The sequence below is a fragment of the Cupriavidus sp. 05N40 genome (assembly GCF_056397305.1).
Genome location: NZ_JBFTND010000050.1, coordinates 24,937 through 35,817 on the forward strand (window position 1 = coordinate 24,937; position 10,881 = coordinate 35,817).

The 10,881-nt window shown below is 69.0% G+C and carries 9 protein-coding genes and 1 tRNA gene; 6 read left to right on the plus strand and 4 right to left on the minus strand.

All coding sequences use genetic code 11. The annotated features are described in order from the left end of the window. Nucleotides 1-26 precede the first annotated feature (26 nt). The gene (gene glmS / locus AC1DO7_RS14280) at nt 27-1,865 is read left to right on the plus strand and encodes a glutamine--fructose-6-phosphate transaminase (isomerizing) (protein ID WP_441617575.1); all 1,839 of its coding nucleotides are present in this window, start codon (nt 27-29) and stop codon (nt 1,863-1,865) included. A 517-nt stretch (nt 1,866-2,382) separates the two neighbouring features. Beyond that, on the plus strand, nt 2,383-2,646 hold the full coding sequence (locus AC1DO7_RS14285; RefSeq protein ID WP_477116260.1) for a hypothetical protein: 264 nt from the start codon (nt 2,383-2,385) through the stop codon (nt 2,644-2,646). 171 nt (nt 2,647-2,817) lie between these two features. Here AC1DO7_RS14285 and AC1DO7_RS14290 read toward each other — a convergent pair whose 3' ends face one another. Further along, the gene (locus tag AC1DO7_RS14290; protein ID WP_441650358.1) at nt 2,818-4,410 is read right to left on the minus strand and encodes an aldehyde dehydrogenase (NADP(+)); all 1,593 of its coding nucleotides are present in this window, start codon (nt 4,408-4,410) and stop codon (nt 2,818-2,820) included. 276 nt (nt 4,411-4,686) lie between these two features. Between AC1DO7_RS14290 and AC1DO7_RS14295 the strand changes: the two genes are divergently transcribed. Continuing rightward, nucleotides 4,687-5,643 (plus strand): LysR family transcriptional regulator, encoded by a 957-nt coding sequence (locus AC1DO7_RS14295; protein ID WP_441617581.1) that lies wholly within the window; start codon nt 4,687-4,689, stop codon nt 5,641-5,643. Here AC1DO7_RS14295 and AC1DO7_RS14300 read toward each other — a convergent pair. Genes AC1DO7_RS14300 through AC1DO7_RS14310 form a run of 3 tightly spaced genes read right to left on the minus strand, consistent with a single transcriptional unit; the run spans nt 5,636 to nt 8,194 of the window. Further along, on the minus strand, nt 5,636-6,604 hold the full coding sequence (locus tag AC1DO7_RS14300) for a cyclase family protein (protein WP_441650357.1): 969 nt from the start codon (nt 6,602-6,604) through the stop codon (nt 5,636-5,638). The genes AC1DO7_RS14295 and AC1DO7_RS14300 overlap by 8 nt on opposite strands. Nucleotides 6,605-6,661: 57 nt before the next feature. After that, nucleotides 6,662-6,976, minus strand: a complete 315-nt coding sequence (locus AC1DO7_RS14305; RefSeq protein ID WP_477116261.1) for an NIPSNAP family protein — start codon at nt 6,974-6,976, stop codon at nt 6,662-6,664. Nucleotides 6,977-7,030: 54 nt separating this feature from the next. Beyond that, nucleotides 7,031-8,194 (minus strand): iron-containing alcohol dehydrogenase, encoded by a 1,164-nt coding sequence (locus AC1DO7_RS14310; RefSeq protein ID WP_441617587.1) that lies wholly within the window; start codon nt 8,192-8,194, stop codon nt 7,031-7,033. A gap of 483 nt (nt 8,195-8,677) precedes the next feature. Between AC1DO7_RS14310 and AC1DO7_RS14315 the strand changes: the two genes are divergently transcribed. From AC1DO7_RS14315 to AC1DO7_RS14325, 3 genes are all read left to right on the plus strand, one after another. Further along, nucleotides 8,678-9,973 carry an MFS transporter gene (locus AC1DO7_RS14315; protein ID WP_441650362.1) on the plus strand — a complete coding sequence of 432 codons (1,296 nt, stop codon included), beginning with the start codon at nt 8,678-8,680 and terminating at the stop codon, nt 9,971-9,973. 104 nt (nt 9,974-10,077) lie between these two features. Further along, nucleotides 10,078-10,497, plus strand: a complete 420-nt coding sequence (locus tag AC1DO7_RS14320) for a hotdog fold thioesterase (protein ID WP_441650356.1) — start codon at nt 10,078-10,080, stop codon at nt 10,495-10,497. Between the two features lie 107 nt (nt 10,498-10,604). After that, nucleotides 10,605-10,680, plus strand: a tRNA-Cys gene (locus AC1DO7_RS14325). Nucleotides 10,681-10,881: the final 201 nt, after the last annotated feature.

Genomic DNA, 10,881 nt, shown 5'->3' on the forward strand with positions numbered 1-10,881 from the left:
ATGACCGCACCTGTCGGGAGAAAGTTATGTGTGGCATCGTCGGCGCGGTTTCCTCGCGCAATATCGTTCCGGTCCTGATCGAAGGCCTGCGTCGTCTCGAATATCGCGGCTATGACTCCTGTGGCGTGGCCGTGGTGCGCGAGGGCGCGCTCGAGCGCGCCCGCACCGTGTCGCGCGTGGCGGACCTGGACGAGCAGACCCGCGCCTCCGGCCTCGCCGGCGTCACCGGCGTGGCGCATACGCGCTGGGCCACCCACGGCAAGCCCGACACCACCAATGCCCACCCGCACTTCTCGGGCGAGACCATTGCGCTGGTGCACAACGGCATCATCGAGAACTACGAGCCGCTGCGCGAAGAGCTGCGCGCGGCCGGCTATGGCTTCGAGTCGCAGACCGACACCGAGGTCGTCGCCCACCTGATCCACCAGGCCTACAGCTATCCCAGCAGCGCCACGCGCGGCGACCTGTTCGGCTCGGTGCGCGCGGTGACCAAGCGCCTGCACGGCGCCTACGCCATCGCCGTGTTCGCCAAGGACCATCCCGAGCGCGTGGTCGGCGCGCGCGCCGGCTCGCCGCTGGTGGTGGCGCTGGGCGAGAACGAATCGTTCCTGGCCTCGGACGCGCTGGCCGTGGCCGGCACGGCCAACCGCATCGTCTACCTGGAAGAAGGCGATGTGGTGGAGCTGACCCGCGAGGGCGCCACCATCCGCGACGTGCACGACCACCTGGTCGAGCGCGAAGTGCGCGTGGTCGAGACCCACGCTGCGGCCGTGGAACTCGGCCCGTACCGCCACTTCATGCAGAAGGAGATCTTCGAGCAGCCGCGCGCGCTGGGCGATACGCTCGAAGGCGTCGATGCGATCACGCCGGAGCTGTTCGGCGAGAGCGCGCAAGGCGTGTTCGGCGAGATCGACAGCATCCTGATCCTGGCCTGCGGCACCAGCTACTACTCGGGCTGCACCGCCAAGTACTGGCTGGAGTCGGTGGCGAAGATCCCGACCCAGGTCGAGGTCGCCAGCGAATACCGCTACCGCGAGACCGTGCCCAACCCGCGCGCGCTGGTGGTGGTGATCTCGCAGTCCGGCGAGACCGCCGACACCATGGCCGCGCTGCGCCACGCCAAGTCGCTCGGCCACACCCACACGCTGTCGGTGTGCAACGTGGCCACCAGCGCCATGGTGCGCGAGACCGAACTGCGCTTCCTGACCCGCGCCGGCACCGAGATCGGCGTGGCCTCCACCAAGGCCTTCACCACCCAGCTCGCCGCGCTGTACATGCTGACGCTGGCGCTGGCCAAGGTGCGCGGCAAGCTCACTGCCGGGGCCGAGGCCGCCGCGCTGGCCAACCTGCGCCACCTGCCGGCCGCGCTGCACGGCGTGCTGGCGCTGGAGCCGCAGATCATCTCGTGGTCGGAGGACTTCGCCCGCCGCGAGAACGCGCTGTTCCTGGGCCGCGGCCTGCACTACCCGATCGCCCTGGAAGGCGCGCTCAAGCTCAAGGAAATTTCGTACATCCACGCCGAGGCCTATCCCGCCGGCGAGCTCAAGCATGGCCCGCTGGCCCTGGTGACCGAGGCCATGCCGGTGGTGACCGTTGCGCCCAACGACGCCCTGCTGGAGAAGCTCAAGTCCAATATCCAGGAAGTGCGCGCGCGCGGCGGCCGGCTGTACGTGTTCGCTGACAGCGATACGCATATCCAGTCCAGCGATGGCATCCAGGTGATCCGCCTGCCCGAGCACTACGGCGACCTGTCGCCGATCCTGCACGTGGTGCCGCTGCAATTGCTGGCGTACCACACCGCCTGCGCCCGCGGCACCGACGTGGACAAGCCGCGCAACCTGGCCAAGTCGGTCACGGTGGAGTAAGGGCGGCGCGGCCGGGGGCCGCCGGCCGGTATCACGCCGCGCACGGCGTGCCGGCACCCTGGTCGCCAGGTATCTGTATCTACATGTCTTCATCTTCATCATGCGCGAGCGGATGACAGGCTTGAAGGCATCATCCAGCGGGCAGGCCAAGGCTTGCCCGTTGACGTTTGCGGCTCGGCCCCGGCGCGGCGCGCGGCACAGGGCCGCCCGCTTGCCGGCTTGCTGTTCAGCATCGCCCCTGGCGCCGGCCCCTGCTGTCGGTGCATTTCCTACTTTGATATCGGCCAACGCCGCGTGCACCGCGGCGCATGTGTTGTCTTCGCCGCGCCATGCAGACGCGCTACACTGTGCGCCCCGGCGGCGGGTACATGCGGCAGAGCGCGCGAAGCGCACCATGTCCCCGCCCCGCGGGAGCAAGCCTGTCGCTGCGCGGGAACACGCAGATTCACCGCGGCGCGGCCGGCACGAAGACAAGAAGCAGGGAGCAGGGATGAGGCAAGGCGAGCTACTGGGCAGATTGGTCGACGGCGCAGTCCTGCGCCTGTCTCGCGATCCCTGGGGCAATCTGCTGCCGAGCGTTTCGCTGACAGAGCCGGGCCCGCAAGGCAAGGCTCAGTTCGTGCATTGCTGGCAGATCCGCAAGATGATGGATTCGGGTTTGCTGATGTACGACAGGGGCGTGGCGGAGGAATCGGACCGGCTGCTGCCGACGGCGGGGGGACTCGCCGCGGGGCAGGCCTGGAACCGCGCGAAGACGCGCGGCGAAGGGCAGTGCGGCTGAGCGCCGGCCAGGGCCGCTGCCCTCGGGGGCGGCGACAGGAAAATCTGCCGCCGCCGCTCGTGGCAGCGCGGGCAGGACGGCCGTCATGCGGCCACCATGCGGGCGATGTGGTGCCGACATGGTGCCGACATGGGGCCGAGGTGGTGCCGATATGGGGTCGATGCGCGCCCGTTATGCGGCAGGGCCTTGCGGCGCGCGCGTCCAGGCGCCGTCCACCAGCCGGTTGATGCCCAGCGGATTGGCATCTTTCAGCGCATCGGGCAGCAGCGCGTCGGTAAAGTTCTGGTAGCAGACCGGGCGCAGGTAGCGGTCGATGGCCATGCTGCCGACCGAAGTGCCGCGCGCATCCGAGGTGGCCGGGTAGGGGCCGCCATGCACCATTGCTTCGCAGACCTCCACGCCGGTCGGATAGCCGTTCACGAGAATCCGGCCCACCTTCTGCTCGAGCCGCGCCACCAGCGCGGCACAATCCGCGATCTCGTCGTCCTCCGCGATCAGCGTGGCGGTGAGCTGCCCGCGCAGGCTGTCGACCAGCCGGCCTAGTTCTTCCGCGTCCGCGGCCTCGACCACCACCGTGGAGGGGCCGAAGACTTCCTCCTGCAGCAGCGCATCGCCTTCGAGCAGCAGTGCCGCATCTGCCCGGAACACCTGAGCGCATGCCTTGCCGTCGCGCTGCGCCGTGCCTGCCAGCAACGCCACGCGCGGGTGCGTCGCGAGCGCCCGCGAGCCATGCGCGTAGTGGTCCATCCCGCCCGCGCTCAGCATGGTTTGCGCAGGCTGGGCCTCGACCGCCGCGCACAGGTGCCGCACGAACGCGGTGAACGCCTCGCCGCGCACGCCGAGCACCAGGCCCGGGTTGGTGCAGAACTGCCCGGCGCCCAGCGCGACCGACGCCGCCAGTTCCTCCGCCACCTGCCCGCCGCGCCGCGCCAGCGCGAGGGGCATGAGCAGCACCGGGTTGATGCTGCTCATCTCGGCGAATATGGGAATCGGCTGGGGCCGCGCGGCGGACATGTCGCACAGGGCGCGCCCGCCGCGCAGCGAACCGGTGAAGCCGACGGCCTGGATGGCGGGATGCTTGACCAGGCGCTCGCCCACGCGGTCGCCGAAGATCATGTTGAACGTGCCGGCCGGCATGTCGAGCCGGCGGGCCGCGCGCAGGATGGCGTCCGCGACTTCCTGCGCGGTCGCCATATGGCCCATGTGGGCCTTGAACACGACCGGGCAGCCGGCGGCCAGCGCCGATGCGGTGTCGCCGCCCGCGGTCGAGAAGGCCAGCGGAAAATTGCTGGCGCCGAACACGGCCACCGGGCCGATGCCGGTGCGGCATTGGCGCAGGTCCGGCCGCGGCAGGGGCTGGCGCCCGGGCTGGGCGGTATCGATGCGGGCGCCGAGGAAGTCGCCGCGGCGCAGTACCTGCGCGAACAGGCGCATCTGGTTGCTGGTGCGGCTGCGTTCGCCGCGGATACGGGCGGCCGGCAGGGCGGTTTCGCGGCAGACCAGCTCCACGAAGGCCTCGCCGAGCGCATCGATCTCATCGGCGATGGCATCCAGGAATTCGGCGCGGCGCCGCGGCGCCAGCGCGCGGAATGCCGGAAAGGCCTGCGCGGCAGCCTGCGCGGCCGCGTCGATCTCCCCGGGAGTCGCTTCCACGAAGCGCAGCGGCAGGCGTTCGCCGCTCGCCGCATCGACGCTGTAGAGGAAGGCCGAGCCCGCCGCGCGGCGCTCGCCGCCTATGTAGTTGTAGCCCGACATTGCCGGCATGACGATGGTCTCCTGAAGGTGGGGGAACGGATCGGCGAAAGGCGCCGGGCGCGGGTGCGCCGCACCGCGTGCCTCCGGCGGTCGACTGTAGCGGCCGTGCCCGCCCGGGGCCAATGACATCTGGGCGCGGGGCGATAAGCATTCGTTATCGCTTTGCACGCGGGCAGCCGGCCGGCCGATTCTTGCCTGCGGCGCAAGACTGTCTGGATGCGCCGGCAAGAGCGGCGGGGCGCGGCAGCCGATATAGTGGCCACTTCTTTCCCCGATGCCGTCCACATGAGCCACACCGTCCCCTCGCTGCACATCCTCGCCTCCCGCCTGCGGCTCAAGCAGCTGCGGCTGCTGATCGAGCTCGACCGCCACGGGTCGCTGCACAAGGCCGCCGACGAGATCGCCATTTCGCAGCCGGGCGCGACCAAGGTCCTGCGCGAGATCGAGAACCTGCTGGGCATGCCGCTGTTCGAACGCCAGCCCAAGGGACTGGTGGCCAACGACCTGGGCCGCTGCGTGATCCGCTATGCGCGGCTGATCTACAGCGACCTGGAGCACTTGCGCGAAGAAATGACCGCAATTGCGCAGGGTCACGGCGGCCACCTCGCGGTGGGCGTGATCATGGGCGCGGTGCCGCTGCTGACCAGGGTGCTGGCGGCGCTGCGCCGCAAGCATCCGACCCTGTCCGTGGAGGTGGTGGAGGACACCAGCGCGCGCCTGCTCGATCTGGTCGACGAGGGCCGGGTGGACGTGGCGATCTGCCGCAGCGGCGTCAGCCGGCGGCCCGACGCCTACGCCTGCCTGCGCCTGGACGAGGAGCCGCTGTCGGTGGTGGTGGCGTGCGGCCATCCGCTGGCCGGCGCCGCTTGCGTCGCGCTGGAGGCGCTGAGCGGCTCCAGCTGGATCGCCTATCCGGTCAACATGCCCATGCGCGTGGCGCTCGAGCGCGAGCTTGCCAACGCGGGCATCAAGGCGCCGCGCTTCCCGCTGGAGACCGCCTCTACCTTCACCACCTTCACCATGCTGCAGGAAGACCCCACGCTGGTTGCCGTCATGCCGCGCGAAGTGGCGCTGTTCGGCGAGCGCTTCGGCCTGGCGGCGCGCCTGCCGGTCACGCTGCCGCCACTGGAAGAGCCGTTCGGCGTGATCAGCCGCGCCGGCTCGACCCCGTCGCCCGGCGCGCGGCTGCTGATCGACGAGTTGTTCGCCGGGCGGCCGGACGGCGGGCAGCAGCCTACTTGATGACGAGCGGATTGACCGGCGCGCCGGTGCCGCCCACGATTTTCAGCGGCGCCGCGGTGTAGAGGAACTGCCACTGGCCGTCGGCGGCGCAATCCTCGGCCAGTGCGTCGAGCTGGGCGACCTCGGCGAAGGCTACGCCGAGATTGCGCATCAGCGCGGCGTGCAGCGGGATCATGACGCCCGATTGCGGGTCCACCGTCACTTCGTTGCCCATGGTGTCGGTCACCAGGTTGGGGATCTCCATGGCGTGGAACCACTCCACCAGTTCGCGGCTGAAGGTCAGGCCCGGCTCGACGAAATCGCTGTAGAACTCGGCGGCCTCGCGCTCGTAGAACGAGCCGATCCAGCCGGTGCGGATGATGAGGATGTCGCGCGGCTCGATGGTGGTGCCCTGGGCCTGCGCCGCGGCCAGCACGTCGAGATGGGTGAAGGTCTCGCCCTTGTCCAGCACGGCCTTGCCGCGATGGCGCGCCATGTCGACGAGCACCGCGCGGCCGGCCACGCCGCGCTCGGCGATGGGGACGATGCTGGCGCGCGCCATGCTGCCGATGGTGCTCATGGCGTCGTAGCCGTTCCACAGCTTGTCGTCGTACCAGACGTGGCCGAGCGCGTCGTACTGCGTGGAGCCCTGCACATGCATGAAGATCACGTCGTCGGAGAACTCGACGTTGCCGTCGAAGTGCGCCTTGCCGGCCAGGTAGTGCCCTTTGTCCAGCACGTTCATGCGCATCGACGGCCGGCGGCCCGGGAACAGCGGCTCGCCCTTTTCGTGGCCGATCGGGATCTGCAGCGTGAAGGTCTTGCCTTGCCTGACCGCCGCGATGCCGCGCAGCACCTGCGCGGCCTGCAGGTAGTTCAGCGCGCCGACCTCGTCCTCGGGGCCCCACTTGCCCCAGTTGGTCGGCAGGCCTTCCAGCAGTTGCTTGATGTCAGGATTGTTGTTCGAGCCGTGTACGCACATCGTGGTGTCTCCTCGTGGCGGCCGCCGCCCGCCCGCTGCGACGGCGGCCTTGTCTTGTCAGCGGATGGGCGAGAAGGCCGCGGGCCTGAGCAGTTTCGATTCCTGCCTGATCAGCATGGGGAAGGCCTTGGGCACGAAGCGCTCGAGCCAGTCCGGGTCCCGGTACAGCGCGGCACGGCGCTCGATGCGGTCGTCCAGGCTTTCATAGRCCCAGATGTGCACGACCTGGTTCAGTTCGCCGATCTCGGTGTACCACCAGCCCACCAGCGTGGCGTAGCGGGAGATGACCGGCAGGCCTTCCTTCTCGAAGTGCTGCAGGTATTCCTGCATCTTGCCGATCTGGATGGTGTAGGTGCGCATTTCGTAATGCATGGACAGTTTCCTTGTTGTCGGTGGAATGGGGCGCGCGCGCCGTGGCCGAAGCGGCTACAGCACGCCGTGATAGGCGTTGGTGATGATGCGTTCGATGTCCGCGGCGGTGGTCAGCCTGGGATTGACCAGCACGTTGCCGCTGCGCATCGAATCGCTGACCATCTGCGGCAGGAAGGCGAGGTCGACGCCGAGTTCGCGGATGGTGGCCGGGATGCCCAGCGCCTGGTTCAGCCCGACCACTTGCTGCACGACCGCGCGCGCCGCCTCCTCCGCGGACATGGCGCGGGTGTCCACGCCCATGGCGATGGCGATGTCGCGTAGCCGCTCCGGGCAGGCCGGCGCGTTGAAGGCCAGCACGTACGGCAGCAGCGCCGCGTTGGCGATGCCGTGGGCGATGTTGAACACGCCGCCGAAGGTGTGGGAGATGGCGTGCACATTGCCCAGCTTGGACTGCGAGAACGCCACGCCCGCCAGGAAGGAAGCCAGCAGCATGTTCTCCCGCGCGGCCACGTCGGAGCCGACATAGAAGGCCTTGCGCAGGTTCTCGCTGATCATGCGGATCGCGCCGATGGCCAGGGCCTGGCTGACCGGATTGGCCTGCTTCGATACATAGGATTCGATCGCGTGCGTGAGCGCATCCATCCCGGTGGCGGCCGTGATCGACGGCGGCAGCTTGAGCGTGAGGCTGGCGTCGAGGATCGCCAGCCTGGGGAACAGCGCCGGGCTGATGATGACCGTCTTGAACAGGGTTTCCTTGTTGGTAAACACGGTGGACGCGGTGCATTCGCTGCCGGTGCCCGAGGTGGTGGGAATGGCAAACACCGGCAGCGGCGCGTTCTTCAGGCGGTCATAGCCTTCGTAGTCGAGGATGCTGCCCGGGTTGGTGGCCATGGCGGCCACGCCCTTGGCGGTGTCGATGCTGCTGCCGCCGCCCACACCGATCACGGCGTCGCACTCGTGCGTCTTCAGGAAGGCCACGGCCTGGTCCAGCACGGCGGTGCTGGGGTTCGGCTCCACGCCCGGGAAGACTTCGTAGGCGATGTCCTCGGCGCGCAGCGACTGGAAAAAGCCCTCCAGCAGGCCGGAGCCCGCCAGCCCCGCGTCGGTGACGACCAGCAGCCTGCGGCGCAGGTGCGGCTTGAGCAAGGCGCCGGCCTGCGCAGCCAGGCCGATGCCGGACTTCAGCATGGTCGGAAAGTAATAGTTGAATGCGTTCATGGCGATCTCGTACAGGTTTGCCGCGACGCGCCGGCGGCGCCGAAGGGCATGGACATGGGAAGGCAGGCTGCGGCCAGGCGTGCCTGGGGGCGTGGCAGTCTTTCGGATCTGCTTGTGGGCCGGATGCCGGCGCGCCGTACGCGGCGCCGGATGTCATCCACGGCCCATACCTTACAAACCGCGCCACCGCGGCGGTAATGAAAAGACCTGATTGGCGGATAACCAGYGCTTATCGCCGGTCCGTCGCGGTGCCGCGCCGGCGCCGCCGGTTATCGGGCGATGACGAACTCTCATTAGGCAAGCCGCCGGCGCGGCCCTACATTGCCGCCAATCCGCCATGGCCGGCACGGCATGGCGCCACCGCGCGCGCTCCGGCCGCGGCAAAAAACACAATCACAAGGACGAGACAACATGAAATCCGTTGATGCCTTCGACACCGGGGCCTCCGACGTGCCCGACGCCGCGGCCGAGATTCGCTCCGACATGCGCGCCGACATGCGCGCGCAGCCGCGCGCGGCCGCCCGCCCCAGCAACGTGCGCTGGCGGATCTTCCTCATCATGCTGCTGCTGACGGCGATCAACTACATCGACCGCGCTTCGCTGTCGGTGGCCTTGCCCCTGATCGCACCCGAGTTCGACCTCTCGCCCGCGGCCGAAGGCCTGGTGCTCAGCGCCTTCTTCTGGTCCTACGCGCTGATGCAGGTGCCCGTGGGCGCGCTGCTGGACCGCTATCACACGCGCGGCATCATCGCCGCGGCGACGGTGGCCTGGGGCGCCTTCCAGGCGCTGGGCGCGACTGCCCACAATGGTGTCATCCTGCTGCTTACCCGCATGGGGCTGGGCGTGGCCGAATCGCCCATCATGCCCGCCGGCGCCAAGCTGACCGGCGCGTGGCTGACGCCCAACGAGCGCGGGCGCGGCGCGGTCCTGGTCGACGGCGGCGCGCCGCTGGGCAGCGCGCTCGGCGCCATCATCATCGCGGGCCTGATCGCATGGCTGGGCTCGTGGCGCATTGCCTTCGTCATCTCGGGCGTCGGCACCATGCTGGCGGGCTGGCTGGCCTGGTACTACATCCGCAACCATCCGGCGGATCACCCCGGCGTCAACGCGGCCGAGCTCGAACACATCACGCGTGCCAACGGCGAGCGCGAGGGCGGCACGGCAGCCGCGCCGCCGCTGCGCGAACTGCTGCGCGACCGCTCCATCCTCGCCATGTTCGGCGGCTACAGCTGCGTGCTGAGCGTGTTCTACGGCCTGCTGACCTGGATGCCGAGCTATCTGCACAAGACGCACGGCCTCAATATCTCCAGCATGGGCGGCGCCACGTTCGTGATCTTCATGTCGGGCTTCGTCGGGGAACTGGTCGGCGGCTATATCGGCGACAAGTGGAAATCCTCGGGCGCGTCGCCCAACCTCGTGATGCGCAGCATGTTCAGCGGCTCCTCGCTGGTGGCGGCGGCCTGCATCCTGGCGGCGGCCTACACGGCCGATGCCGCCCGGGTCATCGTGCTGCTTTGCACCGCCATGTTCTTCATCCGCTGGTGCGGGATGTACTGGTGCCTGCCGGCCCTCATCGGCGGCACGGAGCGCACCGGCGTGCTGGCCGGCATCATGAACTTCTGCGGCAACATGGCCGGGGTGGTGGTGCCGCTACTGATCGGCGTGATCGTGCAGTGGTCCGGCTCCTACTTCCTGGCGCTGCTGTTCTTCGTGGTGATGGCAGTGCTGCTGGCTGTCTGCTCGAGCCTGATCGACTACCGGCAGCGTCCGCTGGCCTGAGGGCCACGCTGCGTTCGCCGTGGGGGCATGCCCACGGTCCGGCAGGCGTCTGACTTAGAATGGTGCGCCAGACGACAACGGATAACGAACAAGGGAGACCGTGCATGTTGTGGAAATCGACCCCATCGCTGGAAGCGCTCCAGGCTCGCCACGAGGACACCGCCGTGGCGCAGCTCGGCATCGAGTTCACCGAGGTAGGCGAGGCGTCTCTCAGCGCGCGCATGCCGGTGGACCGTCGCACCGTGCAGCCCTATGGCATCCTGCACGGGGGTGCCTCCGTGCTGCTGGCGGAGACGCTCGGCAGTTGCGCGGCCAGCCTGTGCCTGGACAACGAGGCGCAGTACTGCGTGGGGCTCGACATCAACGCCAACCATGTGCGCGCGGTGCGCAGCGGCTTTGTGACGGGCACGGCCACGCCGGTCCATGTGGGCCGTACCACCCACGTGTGGGCCATCGAGATCCGCGACGACGAAGGCCGGATGGTGTGCATCTCCCGCATCACCATGTCGATCCTGTCGCGCTGACCGCCCGCGGCCGCGCCCGCCGAAGGCGTGCCGTGCAGAGTTTCCCGTTTCCGGATACACTGCGCCCGCACTGAACGAGGACGCGCATCGCAGCGTCCTCCAACAGCGGCGGGGTGGCAGAGTGGTTATGCGACGGTCTGCAAAGCCGTACACGGCGGTTCGATTCCGTTCCCCCCGCCTCCAGCACCTGGCGGTAGCGCAGGTCCAGGGCCGGATGCCGCGCCGGTGCATGCCGCGCGCGCCATGTTTGCCACGCGAGCTACGTGTACCGTGCGTGGCCGTTGCATCCCGCCAGCGGCCACCGCGCCCGCACTTTTTCCTTTCCCCCAAGTCCTTCCCGCCACGTCCTTTCGCCTCACGTCCCCCAAACGCGTGATGCATGCC